This is a genomic window from Pseudomonas sp. SD17-1, from assembly GCF_029201585.1.
Classification (GTDB): domain Bacteria; phylum Pseudomonadota; class Gammaproteobacteria; order Pseudomonadales; family Pseudomonadaceae; genus Aquipseudomonas; species Aquipseudomonas palmensis.
Genome location: NZ_CP104044.1, coordinates 808,341 through 826,792 on the forward strand (window position 1 = coordinate 808,341; position 18,452 = coordinate 826,792).

At 65.5% G+C, this 18,452-nt stretch carries 20 protein-coding genes; 11 read left to right on the forward strand and 9 right to left on the reverse strand.

Annotated elements, in window-relative coordinates; translation table 11 throughout:
* Positions 1-46: 46 nt before the first annotated feature.
* The 3 genes from N0B28_RS03620 to N0B28_RS03630 form a co-directional block, all read right to left on the reverse strand.
* Positions 47-295 carry a hypothetical protein gene (locus tag N0B28_RS03620; protein ID WP_043860218.1) on the reverse strand — a complete coding sequence of 83 codons (249 nt, stop codon included), beginning with the start codon at positions 293-295 and terminating at the stop codon, positions 47-49.
* 133 nt (positions 296-428) lie between these two features.
* Complete coding sequence (locus N0B28_RS03625) at positions 429-770, reverse strand: zinc ribbon domain-containing protein YjdM (protein WP_043860219.1); 342 nt, start codon at positions 768-770, stop codon at positions 429-431.
* Positions 771-868: 98 nt separating this feature from the next.
* Positions 869-1,837 carry a polyprenyl synthetase family protein gene (locus N0B28_RS03630; protein ID WP_054916263.1) on the reverse strand — a complete coding sequence of 323 codons (969 nt, stop codon included), beginning with the start codon at positions 1,835-1,837 and terminating at the stop codon, positions 869-871.
* 253 nt (positions 1,838-2,090) lie between these two features.
* Here N0B28_RS03630 and rplU point away from each other — a divergent pair, with 253 nt between their 5' ends.
* The 5 genes from rplU to N0B28_RS03655 all read left to right on the forward strand — a co-directional run bounded on the left by rplU (position 2,091) and on the right by N0B28_RS03655 (position 5,768).
* Complete coding sequence (gene rplU / locus N0B28_RS03635) at positions 2,091-2,402, forward strand: 50S ribosomal protein L21 (protein ID WP_038614793.1); 312 nt, start codon at positions 2,091-2,093, stop codon at positions 2,400-2,402.
* 33 nt (positions 2,403-2,435) lie between these two features.
* On the forward strand, positions 2,436-2,693 hold the full coding sequence (gene rpmA / locus N0B28_RS03640) for a 50S ribosomal protein L27 (protein WP_010225698.1): 258 nt from the start codon (positions 2,436-2,438) through the stop codon (positions 2,691-2,693).
* A 191-nt stretch (positions 2,694-2,884) separates the two neighbouring features.
* Complete coding sequence (gene cgtA / locus N0B28_RS03645) at positions 2,885-4,108, forward strand: Obg family GTPase CgtA (protein ID WP_043860221.1); 1,224 nt, start codon at positions 2,885-2,887, stop codon at positions 4,106-4,108.
* A gap of 75 nt (positions 4,109-4,183) precedes the next feature.
* A complete protein-coding gene (proB, locus tag N0B28_RS03650) occupies positions 4,184-5,302 on the forward strand; it encodes a glutamate 5-kinase (RefSeq protein WP_043860222.1) in 1,119 nt (372 codons plus the stop codon).
* 4 nt (positions 5,303-5,306) lie between these two features.
* Complete coding sequence (locus N0B28_RS03655; protein WP_043860223.1) at positions 5,307-5,768, forward strand: CreA family protein; 462 nt, start codon at positions 5,307-5,309, stop codon at positions 5,766-5,768.
* Positions 5,769-5,875: 107 nt separating this feature from the next.
* On the opposite strand, the gene mksF is transcribed toward N0B28_RS03655, so the two are convergent.
* Genes mksF through mksB form a run of 3 tightly spaced genes read right to left on the reverse strand, consistent with a single transcriptional unit; the run spans position 5,876 to position 10,675 of the window.
* Entirely contained in the window at positions 5,876-8,710 is a 2,835-nt protein-coding gene (gene mksF / locus N0B28_RS03660; RefSeq protein ID WP_054916262.1) for an Mks condensin complex protein MksF, read from the reverse strand.
* The gene (gene mksE, locus N0B28_RS03665; RefSeq protein WP_043859813.1) at positions 8,707-9,408 is read right to left on the reverse strand and encodes an Mks condensin complex protein MksE; all 702 of its coding nucleotides are present in this window, start codon (positions 9,406-9,408) and stop codon (positions 8,707-8,709) included. The genes mksF and mksE overlap by 4 nt, the downstream gene beginning before the upstream one ends.
* Positions 9,398-10,675: an Mks condensin complex protein MksB gene (gene mksB / locus N0B28_RS03670; protein WP_043859814.1), complete on the reverse strand. Its 1,278-nt coding sequence runs from the start codon at positions 10,673-10,675 to the stop codon at positions 9,398-9,400. Before mksB ends, mksE begins: the two co-directional genes overlap by 11 nt.
* A 166-nt stretch (positions 10,676-10,841) precedes the next feature.
* Here mksB and N0B28_RS03675 point away from each other — a divergent pair, with 166 nt between their 5' ends.
* Together N0B28_RS03675 and rimI are read left to right on the forward strand one after the other, a co-directional pair.
* Entirely contained in the window at positions 10,842-11,624 is a 783-nt protein-coding gene (locus N0B28_RS03675) for a hypothetical protein (RefSeq protein ID WP_054916261.1), read from the forward strand.
* On the forward strand, positions 11,617-12,072 hold the full coding sequence (gene rimI, locus N0B28_RS03680) for a ribosomal protein S18-alanine N-acetyltransferase (protein WP_043859816.1): 456 nt from the start codon (positions 11,617-11,619) through the stop codon (positions 12,070-12,072). Before N0B28_RS03675 ends, rimI begins: the two co-directional genes overlap by 8 nt.
* 4 nt (positions 12,073-12,076) lie before the next feature.
* Here the strand turns inward: rimI and N0B28_RS03685 are convergent, their stop codons facing one another.
* Positions 12,077-12,400: a hypothetical protein gene (locus N0B28_RS03685; RefSeq protein ID WP_054916260.1), complete on the reverse strand. Its 324-nt coding sequence runs from the start codon at positions 12,398-12,400 to the stop codon at positions 12,077-12,079.
* A 118-nt stretch (positions 12,401-12,518) separates the two neighbouring features.
* Between N0B28_RS03685 and can the strand changes: the two genes are divergently transcribed.
* Positions 12,519-13,157: a carbonate dehydratase gene (gene can, locus N0B28_RS03690; RefSeq protein WP_043859818.1), complete on the forward strand. Its 639-nt coding sequence runs from the start codon at positions 12,519-12,521 to the stop codon at positions 13,155-13,157.
* 88 nt (positions 13,158-13,245) lie between these two features.
* Here the strand turns inward: can and N0B28_RS03695 are convergent, their stop codons facing one another.
* On the reverse strand, positions 13,246-14,370 hold the full coding sequence (locus N0B28_RS03695; protein ID WP_043859819.1) for a hypothetical protein: 1,125 nt from the start codon (positions 14,368-14,370) through the stop codon (positions 13,246-13,248).
* Between the two features lie 87 nt (positions 14,371-14,457).
* On the opposite strand from N0B28_RS03695, the gene N0B28_RS03700 reads away from it, so the two are divergent.
* Together N0B28_RS03700 and N0B28_RS03705 are read left to right on the forward strand one after the other, a co-directional pair.
* Entirely contained in the window at positions 14,458-15,051 is a 594-nt protein-coding gene (locus N0B28_RS03700) for a D-Ala-D-Ala carboxypeptidase family metallohydrolase (RefSeq protein ID WP_054916259.1), read from the forward strand.
* A 96-nt stretch (positions 15,052-15,147) separates the two neighbouring features.
* Positions 15,148-16,791 (forward strand): AarF/UbiB family protein, encoded by a 1,644-nt coding sequence (locus tag N0B28_RS03705; protein ID WP_078481778.1) that lies wholly within the window; start codon positions 15,148-15,150, stop codon positions 16,789-16,791.
* Here N0B28_RS03705 and N0B28_RS03710 read toward each other — a convergent pair.
* The gene (locus tag N0B28_RS03710; RefSeq protein ID WP_043859822.1) at positions 16,778-17,626 is read right to left on the reverse strand and encodes a LysR substrate-binding domain-containing protein; all 849 of its coding nucleotides are present in this window, start codon (positions 17,624-17,626) and stop codon (positions 16,778-16,780) included. The two genes, N0B28_RS03705 and N0B28_RS03710, sit on opposite strands and share 14 nt — an antisense overlap.
* Positions 17,627-17,741: 115 nt before the next feature.
* Between N0B28_RS03710 and N0B28_RS03715 the strand changes: the two genes are divergently transcribed.
* Positions 17,742-18,359 carry a LysE family translocator gene (locus N0B28_RS03715; protein ID WP_275730400.1) on the forward strand — a complete coding sequence of 206 codons (618 nt, stop codon included), beginning with the start codon at positions 17,742-17,744 and terminating at the stop codon, positions 18,357-18,359.
* The last annotated feature ends 93 nt before the right edge of the window (positions 18,360-18,452 follow it).

Genomic DNA, 18,452 nt, shown 5'->3' on the forward strand with positions numbered 1-18,452 from the left:
GTCAGCGCGTACCCGTGTAGGAGCCGGCCTTGCCGGCGAAGCGTTTTCAGTTCCACTGCGCGCCACCCCCAGGGCGCAACGCCCGGGCATAGCAGAACAGGAACAGATTCCTCACCAGCTCCTTGAGCACCACAGGCTCGCTCGAATTCAACCCGTGAAGATCCAGGTCGCCCTGGTCGCGCAGTTCGCCCAGCGCGTCTTCTTCGAGCACGGCGCATACCTCGCCGGTTTCGCGGTGCAGGATGCGCAGGTACGGATGGGGGCGGTCAAGCCAGGCGTCTATCAGATAAGTCATGGCTATTCTCCTTGAAAGCGTTCAATGAGAATAATTCTTATTATCAAAATAGCAAGTGACTATTGGATTTTTCTTGCGATTACCGTCGGGCGGTAGGGTCGAGGCTGCGAGTGCAGCCCCGGGCAGGCAGGGGTCAGACCTTGCGCACGAATTCCGATTTCAGCTTCATCGGGCCGATGCCGTCGATCTTGCAGTCGATGTCGTGGTCGCCGTCGCACAGGCGGATGTTCTTGACCTTGGTGCCGACCTTGACCACCAGCGAGGTGCCCTTGACCTTGAGGTCCTTGATCACGGTGATGGTGTCGCCGTCCTGCAGGACGTTGCCCACCGAATCCTTCTTCACCGCTTCGTCGCTGGCCGCTTCGGCTTCACCGCTGGCCGACCACTCGTGGGCGCACTCGGGGCAGATCAGCTGGCTGGCGTCTTCGTAGGTGTATTCGGAGTTGCATTTGGGGCAGGGTGGCAAAGTGCTCACTACGGTTCCTCAGGACTACGTGCAGAAAACCCACATTGTATAGGGTTTTGCCGGCCAGAGGAAAAGCAGGCCCATCGAGCGATGGGCCGGGCAGGGGATCAGTGCGTGCGGGCGACGGCGAATTCGCTGAGTTCGACCAGCGCATCGCGGTATTCGCTGGCCGGCAGCACGTCCAGGCAGGCAATGGCACGGGCCACGTAGTCACGCGCCATCTGTGCGGTGTACTCCAGCGCGCCGGCGGCCTCCACTGCGTTGCGGATGCTCTCCAGGTCTTCAAGGCCACCTTTCTGGATGGCCTGGCGCACCAGCGCAGCCTGCTCGGGGGTGCCTTCGCGCATGGTGTAGATCAGCGGCAGGGTCGGCTTGCCTTCGGCCAGGTCGTCACCGACGTTCTTGCCCAGGGTCTCGGCGTCGCCCTTGTAGTCGAGCAGGTCGTCGACCAGCTGGAAGGCCACGCCCAGGTGGTCGCCGAAGGTACGCAGGGCTTCGCGCTGTTCATCGCTGGCGCCGGCCAGTGCGGCGGCGCTGTGGGTGGAGGCTTCGAACAGCATGGCGGTCTTGCCGCGGATGACGTCCATGTAGACTTCCTCGGTGGTGCTGGCGTCGCGAATGCGCGACAGCTGCAGCACTTCACCCTCGGCAATCACGCGGGTGGCCTTGGAGAGGATCTGCATGACCGGCATCGAGCCCAGCTCGACCATCATCTCGAACGAGCGCGAGTACAGGAAGTCGCCCACCAGCACGCTTGGCGCGTTGCCCCACAGGGCATTGGCGGTGGAGCGGCCACGGCGCATGCCCGACATGTCGACCACGTCGTCATGCAGCAGGGTGGCGGTGTGCAGGAACTCGATGGTGGCTGCCAGCAGGCGCAGGTCGTCGCCTTCGCGGCCCAGTGCCTTGCCGCACAGCAACACCAGCAGCGGGCGCAGACGCTTGCCCCCAGCCGAGGTAATATAGTCGCCGATTTTCGATACCAGCGGCACACGTGAAGTCAGCTGCTTCTTGATGATCTCGTCAACGGCGCTGAAGTCGTCCGCTACCGCACGGTAGAAAGCTTGGGGTTGCATCGGCCACAGGTGCTCCATAAGGGTTGCGCGGCATGCTAGGTTGCGGGTCCCGGCGTGTCAAGGCGCACTGCCCGTGGGGTCAATGGCCACACTTGCAAGGCAAAGCTGGCTTGCGTACAATCGCGCACCCTGAACTTCCTGGGCAGCACCTGCCTTACGCAATTGCACTGGGCCGTTCCAGCCCTATGCAGCCATGCCAGCCAATACTCTTCCTATAAAGAGCTGGGTGAGCAGGATTATCGGAGAAATACCCATGTACGCAGTAATTGTTACCGGTGGCAAGCAGTACAAAGTCGCCGAAGGTGAATACCTGAAAATCGAAAAACTGGAAGTCGCCACTGGCGAATCCGTGACTTTCGACCGCGTTCTGTTGGTTGCCAATGGCGACGACGTGAACATCGGCGCTCCAGTCGTTGCTGGTGCCAAGGTTGTTGCTGAAGTGATCTCGCAAGGTCGTCACGACAAAGTGCGCATCATCAAGTTCCGCCGCCGTAAGCACCACATGAAGCGTATGGGCCACCGCCAGTGGTTCACCGAAATCAAGATCACCGGTATTTCGGCTTAATCGCCCAAATCCCCATTTCTGGAGAATTGAACCATGGCACACAAAAAAGCTGGTGGTAGTACCCGTAACGGTCGCGACTCAGAAGCCAAACGCCTTGGCGTGAAGATGTATGGCGGCCAGGCTATCATCCCGGGCAACATCATCGTGCGTCAGCGCGGCACCCAATTCCACGCTGGCTACGGCGTTGGCATGGGCAAGGATCACACCCTGTTCGCCAAGATCGCGGGTAAGATCAAGTTCGAAGTAAAAGGCGCCTTCGGTCGTCGTTACGTGAGCGTCGTTGCCGAGTAATCGCGCGATCGCTGGAAAAGCCCTGTCTCGCGACGGGGCTTTTTCGTTTGTGGGGTGAGTCTCTTGCAAAGCTGTTTGTATGGGCTGCCGGCGCTGGTGTTCTGGCCGTATCGGGGCCGCCGCGCTCACTTTTGCAAGAGCCTTATGTCTTTGTGTCACTCAGCTCGTCCAACTGACGAGAGGCGGTTTTTATGAAGTTTGTTGACGAAGTATCGATCAAGGTCAAGGCCGGTGACGGCGGTAACGGTTGCATGAGCTTCCGCCGCGAGAAGTTCATCGAGAACGGTGGCCCCAACGGTGGCGATGGTGGCGACGGCGGCTCGGTGTACATGGTTGCCGACGAAAACCTCAACACCCTGGTCGACTACCGCTACACCCGTCACTTCGAGGCCCAGCGCGGCTCCAATGGCGGCAGCACCGACTGCACCGGCAAGAAGGGCGACGACCTGATCCTGCGCGTGCCGGTCGGCACCACCGTGATCGACGCGGGCACCCAGGAAGTGATCGGCGACCTGGTCAAGGCCGGGCAGAAACTGATGGTGGTGCAGGGCGGCTGGCACGGCCTGGGCAACACCCGTTTCAAGTCCAGCACCAACCGTGCGCCACGCCAGACCACCCCGGGCAAGCCCGGCGAGCAGCGTGACCTGAAACTGGAAATGAAAGTGCTGGCCGACGTCGGCCTGCTGGGCTTGCCCAATGCCGGCAAATCCACCTTCATCCGTTCGGTGTCGGCCGCCAAGCCGAAAGTCGCCGACTACCCGTTCACCACCCTGGTGCCGAACCTGGGCGTGGTCAGCGTCGACCGCTGGAAGAGCTTCGTCATCGCCGACATCCCCGGCCTGATCGAAGGCGCTTCGGAAGGCGCCGGCCTGGGTATCCGCTTCCTCAAGCACCTGGCGCGTACCCGCCTGCTGCTGCACCTCGTCGACCTGGCCCCGCTGGATGAAAGCAGCAGCGCCGACGCCGCCGAAGTCATCGTCAACGAGCTGACCCGCTTCAGCCCGTCGCTGGCCGAGCGTGACCGCTGGCTGGTGCTGAACAAGACCGACATGCTGATGGACGACGAGCGCGACGAGCGCGTCAAGGAAGTGGTCGAGCGCCTGCAGTGGGAAGGCCCGGTGTACGTGATCTCGGCGATCTCCAAGCAGGGCACCGAGCAGCTCAGCCGCGACATCATGCGCTACCTCGAAGACCGTGCCGACCGCCTGGCGGCCGACCCGGCCTACCGCGACGAGCTGGCCGACCTCGACCAGCGCATCGAAGACGAGGCCCGTGCCCAGCTGCAGGCCCTGGACGACGCGCGCGCCCTGCGCCGTACCGGCGTCAAGAGCGTGCACGACATCGGCGACGATGATGACGATGACGACTGGGAAGACGACGAAGACGGCCCGGAAATCATTTACGTGCGCGACTGATTCGTTGCAGTACACTAAACGCCGCTTTTTCAAGCGGCGTTTTGGTATCTAAAGATCTCTATAGGTTGGAAGAAGATGCGGAGCAAGGTGACGGGTGCGCAGCGCTGGGTCGTGAAAATCGGCAGCGCGTTGCTGACGGCGGATGGCAAGGGCCTGGACCGCGCGGCGATGGGCGTGTGGGTCGAGCAGATGGTGGCCCTGCATGAGGCAGGGGTCGAGTTGGTGCTGGTCTCTTCGGGGGCCGTGGCTGCCGGCATGAGCCGCCTGGGCTGGAGCAAGCGACCGAGTGCGATGAACGAGCTGCAGGCTGCCGCCTCCATCGGCCAGATGGGCCTGGTGCAGGCCTGGGAGTCGAGCTTTGCCGAGCATGGCCGGCACACCGCGCAGATCCTGCTGACCCACGACGACCTCTCCGACCGCAAGCGTTACCTCAACGCCCGCAGCACCCTGCGTACCCTGGTGGAGCTGGGCGTGGTACCGGTGATCAACGAGAACGACACCGTGGTCACCGACGAGATCCGCTTCGGCGACAACGACACCCTGGCCGCACTGGTGGCCAACCTGGTGGAAGCCGACCTGCTGGTGATCCTCACCGACCGCGACGGTATGTTCGATGCCGACCCGCGCAACAACCCCGAAGCCCAGCTGATCTACGAGGCGCGCGCCGATGACCCGGCGCTGGACGCCGTGGCCGGCGGCACCGGTGGCGCACTGGGGCGTGGCGGCATGCAGACCAAGCTGCGTGCGGCGCGCCTGGCCGCGCGGTCGGGGGCGCACACCATCATCGTCGGCGGTCGCATCGAGCGCGTGCTCGACCGCCTCAAGGCCGGCGAGCGCCTGGGCACCTTGCTCTCGCCCGAGCGCGGCATGCTCGCGGCACGCAAGCAATGGCTGGCCGGGCACCTGCAGACCCGCGGCACCCTGGTGCTGGACGCCGGTGCGGTGCAGGCCTTGCGCCAGGCCAACAAGAGCCTGCTGCCGGTGGGCGTCAAGACCGTGCAGGGCAGTTTCCGGCGTGGCGAGATGGTCGTGTGCGTAGGGCCGGACGGCCTTGAAGTGGCCCGCGGCCTGGCCAACTACAGCGCGCTGGAAGCACAGAAGATCATCGGCCAGTCATCCGAGGCCATCGAGGCCGTGCTGGGCTACAGCGCCGAGCCGGAACTGGTGCACCGCGACAACCTGATTCTGGTATGAGGAAATGAGCGTGATCAAAGGGATTTTTGCAGCCGCCTTGCTGGCCTTGCCGATGCTGGCCGGTGCCGAGGAAATCGGCCAGGTGTCGACGGTGTTCAAGTTCGTCGGGCCCAACGACCGCATCGTGGTCGAGGCGTTCGACGACCCCAAGGTGGAGGGCGTGACCTGCTACCTGTCGCGCGCCAAGACCGGCGGCGTGAAGGGTGGGCTGGGGTTGGCCGAAGACCGTGCCGAGGCGTCGATCGCCTGCCGTCAGGTGGGGCCGATCCGCTTCAAGGGCGAGCTCAAGGATGGCGATGAAGTGTTCAAGGAGCGCACCTCGCTGGTGTTCAAGACCATGCAGGTTGTGCGCTTTCTGGACAAGAAGCGCAACACGCTGGTGTACCTGGTGTACAGCGACCGCCTGATCGAAGGCAGCCCGCAGAACGCGGTGACGGCGATTCCGATTCTGCCTTGGGCAGAATAAGACCGCGTTTAATCCATCGCGGGTCGAGCCCGCTCCCACAGGTTCAATGGTGCCCTCTGTGGGAGCGGGCTTGACCCGCGATGGGGCCCAAAGGGCCCCCAAGGCCGTCAGATCGACGCCGGCTCAACCTCCACTTCCCGCACCTCGACCTTCACCTGATCGCGACGGCTGATGTACTTCCAGTCCGCCTCGTCGATGTAGATCCCGTTCGGCCCGCTACCGCCCTCCAGGTCGATTGCAACGTGCGCCGATACCTGCGGCTTCACGCTCGCCAGAATCGGCACGAAGCCCAACTGCAGGCTGGTCTCCAGCAATGCCGCCTGGTTGCGTTCGTCGATGTCGGCCGCCTCGTCCAGGTAGTACGGCAGGCGCACGCGCCCGGCCTGGTCGCGGTCCATCAGGTGCAGCAACAGGTACATGTTGGTCAGCGCCTTGATGGTCATGGTGGTGCCGTTGGAGGCCGCGCCATCGATGTCGGTATGGATGATCGGCTGGCCGCCCACCTTGGTGATCTCGAACGCCAGCTCGAACAGGTCCTTCAGGCCCAGCTGGTTGTGGTTGGCTGCCACCAGCCGCGCCAGGTACTCCTTGGCCTCTTCGTTCTTGTTGTCCTGCTCGGCGCTCTGGCTCAGGTCGAACACCGACAGGGTCTCGCCTTCCTCGTACTGGCCGGCACTGTGGATGATCTGGTCGATGTGCTTGAGCGCTTCCTTGTTCGGCGCCAGCACGATGCGAAAGCTCTGCAGGTTGGATACCTGGCGCTTGTTGATCTCGCGGTTGAACAGTGCCAGCTGGTGCTCGAGGCTGTCGTAGTCGCTGCGGATGTTGCGCAGGGTACGCGCGATGTCGGTCACAGCCGCGCGCCGCGCCTTGCCCAGGGTCAGGGCTTCGTCGGTACGGTGCGCATAGGCGTTGATCAGCAGCTGCAGGCGGCGCTCCATGTCGTCTTCGCTGTCGAACTTGGCCACGCCCTTGAGGCGTACCTGGGCGTACAGCGCCTCGATCTGGCCATCCACCCGCAGCAGGCCCTGCCAGCTGTCCTGGTAGTCGTTGAGCAGCGGCAGCAGGTTGTCCATGGAGTCGTCGACCGGGTCCATGAACGGCGTGCCGAACGGCAGGTCGGCCGGCAGCAGCTGGCGACGGCGCAGGGCGTCGTCGAGGGTGCGCTGCTTGGCCTCCATGTCGGCGATCTGGCGACCGACCAGTTGCAGCTTGGCCGACAGTTGCTGCACGCGCTCGGTGAACGCGTCGCTGGAGCGCTTGAGCTCGTCCTGGGCCGCCTCCATCTGCGCCAGCTGCTCCAGCTTGTCCCCTTCCTCGGCCGACAGGGTCTGGGTACGGCGGTAGTCTTCCAGGGCCTTTTGCGCATCCAGCACCTGCTGGTACAGCGCTTCGGTCTGGGTCTTGCTCGCGGCGCGGTCGGCGGCCACGGCCTGCTGGGTCTTGAGCTGCTTGAGCTCTTTTTCCAGGCGCTCCTTCTGGTCGCGCAGCGCGGCGCGGTCGGCCAGGGCCTGCAAGGCCGGCGGCTCGATATGGCTGAGGTCGATGGACAGCCCCGGCGCCTCGAAGCGCTCGCCCTTGAAGCCGTCGAGTACCGCTTCCAGAGACTTGACCCACACGTCGCTGTCATCCAGCTCAATGCCGCGCTCGCCCAGCGGCAGGCTGAACAGCGCACCGTTGAACAGGCGCATCAGGCGCTCGACGTCCTGCTGCGAGAACTCTTCGCGCAGGCGTGCATAGCTGTTGTTGTCGGCATGGTCGAGCTGCTGCTTGACCGACTTCAGGCGTTTCTCCAGGTCGCGCAGGCGCTCTTCCAGGTCCTCGGCGCTGAACTGGCGCGACTGCGCCAGGGCACCGGCCAGTTCGTCGTGGGCGTCCTTGGCGGCCAGCAGCTGCTGCTCCAGCACCTTGACGTCATCCACCAGTGCGAAGCGGTGCTTGAGCACCGACAGTTCGCCCAGCCAGCGCTGGATACCGGTCATTTCTCGCTCCAGGCGCATCAGCTCCTGGGTGCCGCCGCGCTGGTTGTTCTGCAGCGCGTCCTGCTCGTGGCTGTAGTGCTCGGCCTGCAGCACCAGCTCTTCCTTGCGTGCGCCGGCGTAGTCCTGCCAGGTGCCGAGCAACTGGTCGAGCAGCGGTGACAGGCGGTGCAGCTTGCCGCGCAGGATGTCGCGCTGGGCCACGCCATTGGCCAGGGCCTCGACCAGCGGGCCGGCGGCTACCAGCGAGTTGTAGTCCTGTTCCATGCGCCGCACGTCGCGGAAGGCTTCTTCGCAGGCGGCGATGTAGTCGACGCTGCCCGAGCGCAGGCTGTGCTCGAACGCATCGAGGAACAGCTGCTTGAGCTTGGCCGCGGTAATCTCGCGCATGTGCAGCAGGTTGATGAACAGGGCGCGGAAGGTCTTCAGGCTCTGCTCGCTGGTGGAGCGCAGCGGAATCAGGGTCAGGTCCAGCGGCACCGAGGTGTGCCCGCCCACCAGCAGCCGGCGCAGTTCGTCGGGCTTGAGCTCGTAGGCTTTCAGGCCGTTGCGCTCCAGGTTGGTGAACAGCTCCTTCTGGCGCAGGCAGGTGTCGTTCTTCTGGTAGTGGCCCAGGTCCAGCTCGCCGGCATAGGCGAAGAACTGGTGGCCGAAGCCTCCGCCAGGGCCGCGCCCGACCACGCCGATCACGTGCGGGCCGTGGGGCAGGTTGACCTCGCAGAGGATGTAGCTGGTGTCGCTGGCGAAGTAGAAGCGGCGTGACTGCTCCAGGCTGTACTTGCCGAAGCTCATGTCCGACATGCGCGCCAGGATCGGGAACTGCAGGGCGTTGATCGACGCACTCTTGCCCAGGTTGTTGGCGCCGTACACCGACAGCGGGTGCTCCAGCGGGAACAGGCCCAGGCTGTAGCCGGCGGTGTTGAGCAATGCAAAGCGGCGAATGCCGTAGCGGTCCTGGCTCATGCGTCAATCTCCTGCTGCTCTTGGGCAATGGCACGGGCCAAGGCGTCTTCTTCGCTTTCCTCGAACGGGCTCAGGTCGAGCGGGTCGTCGGTCCTGTTCAGCTCTTCAGGGGTTTCTTCCACCACCAGCACCGGGGTCGGCAGCGGTAGGGCACTGTGCAGGCTGGCGGCCAGGTCGCGGTCCTGCTGCACCGACAGGCACACGTCGAGGAAGCGATGCATCGGCGGCAGGAAGCGGTAGATGCCGTTGTCTTCGCTGGCAAAGCCGAGCTGGGTCATGCGGCGCATGATCTTCTCTTCCAGCTCGTCGGGGGTCTGCACCTCGGCCTGCAGGAACAGGTCGCGGTACTTTTCCAGCAGCGAGGGCAGCTCGTCGCGCCCCAGGCTGCCGCCGTCGAGCACCGACATCGGGTCGCGGCCCTGGTCGGCCAGGTGCTCCACCAGGATGAAGGTGAACAGCGACAGGCGCTGGGCGGTCTTGTTGACCTGGGCAGCAGCCAGTTCCGGCACGAAATAGTAGAAGCCACGGGTGTCGCACACCAGTTCGAAGCCCAGGGCCTTGAACAGGCCGCGGTACTGGTCCTGGAAGTTCGACAGCTGGGCATACAGCTCCGGGTCGCGCCGGCTGATGTGGAAGCCCTTGAACAGCTCGCGGAAGATCGGTGCGAGCTGGGACAGTTCGGAAAGATCAAGATGCATGGGTAGGGCTCGCAGTAGGCTCGGGCGACGGTTCGCGGCTTGAAGTCAGGGCGAACGAGCGCAGGCTGACCAGGTGTTCCTGAGTGGTGTACTCGCGGCGCTCCAGGCGCGCGCGGGTAAAGCGTTTTTCCCGCGACAGGCGCGAGAACCAGTACAGCAGTTCGTCGGTGGCGCCTTCGGGCTCCTGCTCCAGCAGCCACACCATCAGGTCGGGCAGCGGCAGGGCGTCTTCGCAGCGCTCGAGCATTTCCTTGACCGTGCGCGGTGCACGCGGCGCGGCGCCCTTGTGGCTCTTGTGCGCCTTGGGGAACTGCGCCGGCTTGGCTTCGAAGCGGGCCAGGGCATACACGTAGGCCTCGACCTGGCTGGCGCTGCCGAGGAAGGTGCTCTGCGGGCGGGTGAACAGCGGCATGGCCGCCTGCGGCACGGCGTCGATGCCCTTGCGCCGGATCACCGACAGCGCCAGTGCGGCGCCACGGGTCACGGCGTTGTGCCGGCGCGCCTCTTCACGCAGCGGCAGCAGCAGCTCGCGGGCGTGGCGCAGGGTCAGCTGGGCGCTGGTCTGCATCTCGAGGATGCGCGCGTGGGTGCGCAGCAGCATGTCGTCATCGACCAGGTGGCCCAGTCGCGCCTGCTCGCCCAGCAGGCGCAGCAGCACGGTCTCGACCTTGCGCACGCCCTGTTCGAAGGCGCCGTCGGCGTTCACCAGCTGGATCATCGGCTCGACGTATTCGTCCCAGGTGGCCAGCACTTCGGCGTAGCGCTGGCGCAGCGGGATCTGCCGGTCGCTGGTCTTGGCCCGCTCGGCCACCGCCACCAGCGCCTGCTCGTCGTTGTCGAGTTTTTTCAGCACGTCACGCACGCGCATGTCGAGCAGACGCAGCTGGCGCGCCAGGTCGTTGCCGTCGCGGATGTCGAAGGCGTCCTGGATATGCCCGGCCAGTCGCTCGAGGTGGCGCAGGTAGGCTTCGATCTCCAGGCACAGGCCCAGGCGGTGCTCGCGCCGCAGGTAGGCCAGGAAGTCGTGGATCTGGGCGTTGAGCTCGAAGCGGTTCGGGCTCTTGGCCACCGGGACCAGGATGTCCAGGCGAATCCACACGTCCAGCAGGTTGGTGATGTCCTGGGGCGTACTGTCGAGCTGTTGTGCGGCCAGTTGCCCGCGCAGCTCGGCCAGGCTCAGGGTGCCCCCGTCGAAGCGCTCGCACAACGGCTCGAGCAGGGCCCAGTGTTCGGCTAGGGCGCGCAGGACGCGCTTGGGTTCGATCATTGGCGGGTCGACTCGCTGCCAAGTAAAAGCGCCGATTGTACTGCATCAGGGGGGGATCGATTCACCCCCTGATCGTTTGCCGGTGTTGTCGGGCGGTTTTGTGCCTGCAACGGCGGCGTAACGGCGGTAGAATGCTCGCCCCGACTTATCCACAGATGGCCGCCCTTTGCTTACCGAGTCCCGCCGCCGCGCCTACCTGAACGCCATGCAAGTGGTGCACTGGCTGCCGCGCGCCGAACTGCCGTTCGCCGCGCCATCGCGCCCCGAGCTGCTGCGGGTACCCGAACCGCTGGTCGAGGCGCCGGTGGTGCTGCCGGCAGTGGTGGCCAAGGCGTCTGCACCGGCTGCCAAGCCGGCCGAGCGGCCAAAAATCGAGATTCCGCGACCGACGGTCAGCGCCAAGCCGGCCAGCAAGCCGGTGCTCGATGCCGAAGAAACCGCCGCCGTGGTCAAGCCGGTGCTGGTACCGCCGCCCCGCTTTGCCTTGCAGTTGCTGCGTGCCGGCGATTGCCTGGTGCTGGTGGAGCTGGTTACCGGTCAGCCGTTCCAGAGCCGCGACCCGTCCTACCTGCTGCTCAAGGACATGCTGCGCGCCGCCGGCCTGCCCGACAGCCCGCAGATCATCGGCGAGCCGGTACGCTGGCCGTTGCTGGTGCGCGGCACTCTCGACCAGGGCCCGCTGGCGGCGCGTGATTTTGTCCAGGGTTTCATCCAGGCCCGCCTTGAAGAGGCGCCCTGCAGCTGCCTGTGGCTGGTCGGCCTGCCGGCGGTGCGCTTTGCCGGTGAAGCCGACGAGCAGGCGTACTACCGCGAATTGCCGGTGGAGGGCCTGGGCAACTGCTGGGCCTTGCCTGGCCTTGAACTGTTGATGGACGAGCCCGCCCGCAAGGCGCACGTCTGGCAAGCCATGCGCCGGCTGATGGCGCGCTGGAAACCACGCAATGAGTGACAACATCAGTTTTCGCCGCATGACCGAGGCGGATCTGGATGCCGTGCTGAAGATCGAATACGCCGCCTTCAGCCACCCGTGGACCCGGGGGATCTTTCTCGACGGGCTGAAGAACTACGAAATCTGGCTGATGTTCGAAGGCCAGCAGCAGGTGGGCCACGGCGTGATCAACGTGATCATCGACGAGGCGCACCTGCTCAACATCACCGTCAAGCCCGAAAGCCAGGGCCGTGGCCTGGGCCTGCGCCTGCTCGAAGAGCTGATGAAGCGCGCCTACGCCAGCAACGGCCGCGAGTGCTTCCTCGAAGTGCGCGCCAGCAACCAGTCGGCGTATCGCCTGTACGAGCGCTTCGGCTTCAACGAGATCGGCCGACGACGCGACTACTACCCGGTGGCGGGTGGCCGCGAAGATGCGCTGGTGATGGCCTGCACGCTGTTCGAAGAATAACCCTTCAGCGCTCGCGCTTGCCGTCCAGCGGGTCGCGGCGCGCCAGTTCGGCCTCGTCCAGGCCGTTGCCGCCGCCAATGTCATCTTCGTCGACTACGCTCAGGTCCCAGTCGGCCGGGTGGTCGCCGCCGACTTCATCGGCTGAGCGGGCGCCGTCTTCGGGGATCAGGGTTTCGGGCGTCAGGTCATCGTCGCTGGGGTCGTAGTGCGTGTCGGTCACCGGTGGGTCTTGATCGAAGTCCAGCGGCTGCACCGAGCCCATCTGGTCCTCGATGGTATCGATCGGTGCGGGTTCCGGGGCATGCGGCGGGCGATGTGATTCGGTCATGTCTATTCTCCTGCGGGTGGCCTGTAAGGGGTGGACCGGCCACTGGCGGGAAGATTCAAAGGCGTGACCCGAACGGGGTGGCGCCAGTCACACATGCGCATTCCCATGAGGCTTGACCATGCACGATCTACAAGAACTGATTGATAACAACGCGCGCTGGGCCGATGCGATCAAGCAGGAAGATCCGGACTTCTTCGCCAAGCTGGCGCGTCAGCAGACTCCGGAATTCCTCTGGATCGGCTGTTCGGATGCGCGGGTGCCGGCCAACGAGATCGTCGGCATGCTGCCGGGCGACCTGTTCGTGCACCGCAACGTGGCGAACGTGGTGCTGCACACCGACCTCAACTGCCTGTCGGTGATCCAGTACGCGGTGGACGTACTCAAGGTCAAGCACATCCTGGTGACCGGGCACTACGGTTGCGGCGGCGTGCGGGCCTCGATGCAGGACCGTCAGCTGGGCCTGATCGACGGCTGGCTTCGTGCGATTCGCGACGTGTACTACGAGCATCGTGTGGAATTGTCCAAGCTGGCGACCGAGGAAGAGCAGGTCGACCGCCTGTGCGAGCTGAACGTGATCCAGCAGGTGGCGAACGTGGGGCACACCAGCATCGTGCAGAACGCCTGGCATCGCGGGCAGAGCCTGTCGATCCATGGGTGCATCTACGGGATCAAGGACGGCCTGTGGAAAAGCCTGAACACCACCATCAGCGGGTTCGAGCAGCTGCCGCCGCAGTACCGGTTGCGTCCGCAGGACTGACCGCCCATTGGCTGTTGCAGGAGCCAGCCTGGCTGGCGAAGGCCGCGCTACCTGTCCGTGGTGCGGCCTTCGCCGGCAAAGCCGGCTCCTACAGGTTGCGTAACGCCCGCGTCATTACCCCCGTATTGCACTTGGCATGGGCCTGCTCCGGCGTCATCTGGCGTACCGTGCGGAAAAACAGCCCGCAGGTCTGCTTCTTCTCCTTCACTTGCCATTTTTGCGTGCATGCCCCTAGCGTGGCACTTGCATCAGCCTTCGGGTTGCGCCCCATTCCCGCCTGCCAGCACGCCGCGCTCAAGTCCTGCCCCATCATCCGCAAACCCGCCGCATCGGCCTTGTCCGGGTCGTTGTCGTTGTTCTTCGGGTCGGCGGCGTACCAGATCGCGCTCGGGTGATTTGCGCCCAGCACCGGCACGTTGCGCCCAGGCACCGGGCTGATGCTCACCAGCCCCAGTACCTTCACCTCTGGCCCGTACTGCTGCTGCACCCAACTGCGCACCGGCGCACCGAACGCCACCATCGGCAGGCTGGCGCCGTCAGCGGCCGCGGTCATGTCCCTGACCATGCGCACCTGGTAGTCGGTGAAATACCCGTACACCCCTTCAAGGTCCTTGCCGGCACTGGCTGGCGCGGCAATCGGCGCGATGTCCACGATGGTCTGGTAGGCCGGGGTGTGTTGCGCCGGCACGCCGTTGAAGGTCAGCAGCTGGGCCCAGCGGTCGGTGGTGTTGGAGCGCAGGTAGTCCTGGGCCTGGGTCAGCGAGTAGTCCGGCGGAAAGTGCAGCAGCTCGATGCTGCGCCGGTTCTCCAGGGCCATGCCCAACGGCAGGAACAACGCCCAGTTGTACGCCCACTTGCCCTCGCGATTGAGCCGGTCGGCACCTGCATAGGCCAGTTCGCCGCTGTCGAGCAGGGCCTTGAGCGGGGCCGCGTAGGTGGTCGGTACGCCGCTGATGTCGGCATGCAACTGGTCGTGCTCGCGACGCACCGTCACCGTGGCGGTCGGGTAGCCATCGCGCTGCACGCTCTGGGTCAGGTAGTGCTCCACGGTGCGCTCCAGCGACCAGTCGCGAAAGCAGATCACCCCGCAGTTGTTGGGGTAGGCGAATAGGCGGGTCACGCGCTGCGCATCGCCCAGCGGTACGCGGGCGTCGGCCAGCACGGCGCTGCTGGCGGCAAGGGCGATCAGGCCCAGGGCAAAAGGTGTACGCATGTTCAACTCCTTGTCGATGAACTCCCGATGTGCGGAAGGCTTGCCATACTGGGGTAGTTCTCAGGACGAGGGGAAGGGGGCAGGACCATGAAGGGGTATCCGGGCATTGCACTGTTCGCCGGGCTGTTGAGCGTGTTGCCGGCCCACGCCGACGAGCGCGACCTGTGGTCGTTCGCGCAGTGGACGGGTAGCCACGATACGCGCGCGTTTCGCGAAATGCTGGTGCAGGCGCGGCTGTATGGGGTAGTGCCGTTGTACCAGCTGCTGCGCTCGGCCAGCGACTGGCGCCTGTGCAACGCCGAGCCGTTCGCCGTGGCGCCGCCCGACCAGTGGCCGGCGGTACGCTCGACCCTGCACTTGCTCAAGACCCTGGGCGAGCAGCAGCGCCTGAAAACCTACGAAGTGGTCTCGGCCTATCGCAACCCCACCCTCAACCGCTGCGCCGGTGGTGCCCGCGACAGTGCGCATACCCGCGCCTTCGCGGTCGACCTGCTGCTGCCGGCGTGGGCCGATCCGCGACCATTGTGCGAGTTCTGGCAGACCCAGGGCCAGGCCTGGAACATGGGGCTTGGCCGCTACCCGTCGGGGCGCATCCATATCGACACCGCCGGCTACCGCACCTGGGGCGGCGACCTGAGTGCCGACTCGTCGTTTTGCCCGCGCCTGGCGCCCAGCTCCTGAACAGCTCGGCGATGGCGGGGCAAGGAACTCCTGGGCCCCGCAAGGTACGGAAGTAGTTCACCCCCTGCACATCAACCCGCCCCGAGGAATCTCCCCATGCTCGAATCGACCTGGACTGCGCTCAAGCATCATCAGCGTGTGCGCGAGATTGTCGTGGTGCTGGCCAACTTCGGCGCCCAGGACGTGCTGTTCCGCCTGGGGCTGGGCAGGCTGCTGGGGGAGGCCGAAACGGTGGCCGGCCTGCCCGCCGACGAAGGCACCCCGCAACGCGTGCGGCGGGCGCTGGAGGCGCTGGGCCCGACCTTCGTCAAGCTCGGGCAGATCCTCTCCAGCCGCAGCGACATTTTGCCGGCGGCATGGATCGACGAGTTGCAGGCCCTGCACAGCAGCGCCGCTACCTTGCCCTGGGCGCAGCTGCAGGCCCAGGTGCTCGAAGACCTGGGCGCCGAACTGGACCAGGTATTCGCCGAGTTCGACACCACCCCGCTGGCGGCGGCGTCCATGGCCCAGGTGTATCGGGCACGCCTGCTCGGGGGCGAGGAGGTGGTGGTCAAGGTTCAGCGTCCGGGGCTGCGGCGCAAGATGACCGCCGACCTGCAACTGCTCGAAAGCGTTGCGCAACTGGTCGAGCAAAACACCGCCCTGGCCGACTACCAGCCGCGCAAGATGGTGCGGCAACTGGCCCGGGCCATGCTCGAAGAGCTGGACTTCACCCAGGAAGGCAGCCACTGCGACGCGGTGGCGGCCAATTTCGCCAGCCAGCCGCACATCGTCATTCCGCGCATCTACTGGGCCCACAGCAGCGAGCGGCTGCTGGTGCAGCAGTACCTGCCCAGCCATACCCCGCTGGAGCGCGAGGCGCTGATCGAGCAGGGCCTGGACCCGAGCCTGCTAGCCAGCCGCGGCGCCGCCGCGTTCATCAAGATGCTGCTGGAGGACGGGCTGTTCCATGGCGACCCGCACCCGGGCAACCTCAAGGCCATGGACGACAACCGCGTGGGCTTCATCGACTTCGGCATGGTCGGGCGCCTTGGCGAGCGCCGTCGGCTGGAGGTGATGACGTTCATGCGCGCCCTGACAGAGGGCAACAGCGATGCACTGGTGACGGTGCTGGTGGACTGGAACGACGACGGCGTGCGCAACATGCCCGCCATCGAGCAGGCGGCCGGCGAGTACATGGCGCGTCACGGCGGCAAGGCGCTGAAGATGGGCGCGCTGATCGAGGATTTTCTGGGGCTGATGCGCGAATACCGCCTGCTGCTGCCGCCCGACCTGCTGGTGCTGTTCAAGGCCCTGGTGACCGCCGACGGCGTACTGACCCGGCTGGACCCGCAACTGGACCTGGTGGCCACCGCCAGACCGGCGATCAGGGCTCAGCTCAAGGCGCAGCTGAGCTGGAAGATTGCCAGGCGCCTGGGGCTCGATGGCCTGGAACTGGGACGCGGCCTGCTCGGCGAATTGCCGCAGCTGACGCGGCTGCTGGTGAACCGCTTCAAGCATGGTGTGCTGGAGATGCGCGTCGATGTGCCGGGGCTGGAGCGCCTGGAGCGTTCGTTGCGCCTGGCCTCGACGCGGCTGTCGCTGGCGTTGCTGATCAGTGCGCTGGTGATTGCCTTCGGCCCGCAGATCGCCGCTGCCGGTCCGGTGTGGCTGGGCTTGCCCGCCGTCAGCTGGCTGGCGGCGATCGCCACCCTGGGCGGCTTGCTGGCGTTTTTGCGCAGCCTGTTCAAGAGCCCGTGAGCCAGTCGGCAAAGCGCCGCTGCGCCGTGCCGGCAGCGAAGGGCTCGGGGCTCAGCAGGTAGTAGGCCGAACCGTCCTCGGTGAACCCGTAGGGTGCCACCAACTGCCCGCTGTCGAGCTCGTCCTGCACCATCATGCGCGAGGCCAGCGCCACGCCCAGCCCGGCCAGGGCGGCCTGGATGCACAGGTAGAAGTGTTCGTAGCCGGCGCGGCTGCTGCCCCTGGCCGACTGGCCGCTCAGGCGCAGCCAGTGCTTCCAGGCGTCGGGACGGGTGGCGCTGTGCAGCAGGCGGGTACCGGCAAAGCCCTTGTCGGGCAGTGCCAGGTCGGCGCGACACACCGGCCCTACTGCCTCGTTGCAGAGCTTGAGGCTGTGCAGGCTGGCATCCCAGTGGAAGTCGTCGCGGCGCAGCGCCAGGTCGATGCCGCTGCGGGCAAAGTCCACCGGCCCGCCGGCGGCCACCAGGTGCAGCTGGATGTCCGGGTGCGCGGCATGGAACGCCGGCAGCCGCGGGATCAGCCACTTCATCGCGATGGTCGGCTCGCATGACAGCACCAGCACGTTGTCGCGGGCCTGCTGCAGGCGTTGCACGCTGGCGTGCAGCTGCTCGAACACCGACAGGGTGGTGTCGTGCAGGGCGCGCCCGGCCGGCGTGAGGAAAATGGCGCGGTTGCGCCGCTCGAACAACTGCACCCCCAGGGATTCTTCCAGCAGACGCACCTGACGGCTCACCGCACCGTGGGTGACGTTGAGCTGTTGGGCGGCGCGCACGAAGCTTTCGGTCTGGGCGGCGACGTCGAAATAGCGAAAGGCGGCGAGGGCGGGCAGTTTCATATGTGTGAGGAAAACTAGCGGATTTGCGCCACTATAAATCGCTTTTTTGCCGTGCTGAAGCTTTCGATAATGGCGCTGCGCAGAATCATCTGCGTCATTTCATGGAGTATCGACGGTGGGTGAATTGCTGGCGGTGGCCTTGATTACCGTGTTGGCGGTGATCAGCCCGGGGGCGGACTTTGCCATGGTGACACGCAGCAGCTATGCGTTTGGCAGGCGCAGCGGATTGCTCGCCGCCCTGAGGATTGCCTGCGGCGTGCAGGTGCATGTGGTGTACACGGTGCTGGGGGTGGCAGTGCTGATCAGCCAGTCGCCGGGGCTGTTCATGGCCATGAAGGTGGTGGGAGCAGGGTACCTGATCTACCTGGGGTATCGGTCGCTGCGCACTCGTGCGCCGGTGGCCCTGGAGGGCGCGGTGGGGGTGACGGGGCGCGGTGCATGGGGGGCGTTCGCATCGGGCTTTCTGACCAATGCGCTGAACCCCAAGACCATGCTGTTCGTGGTCAGCGCCTACAGCCAGGTGGTGCAGCCGGGGGCATCGCTGGGGCTCAACTTTGCCTATGGGGCGTTCATGTCGCTGGCGCATTGGGTGTGGTTCAGCCTGGTGGCGCTGTTCTTTTCGCGGGAGGCGTTGCGCCAGGCGATGCTGCGCCGCCAGCGCATGGTGGACCGGGTGATCGGGGTGGCGTTGATCGGCCTGGGGGTGGCGGTGGTGTTCGTGAATGTGCGCTGAGCGGCTGGCCGCTGCGCTGGCTTGCCAGCGAAAGGCGCACCACCGATCCCGCCATTGCATCTCCCACCAGCGGCGCCATAAGATATAACCATT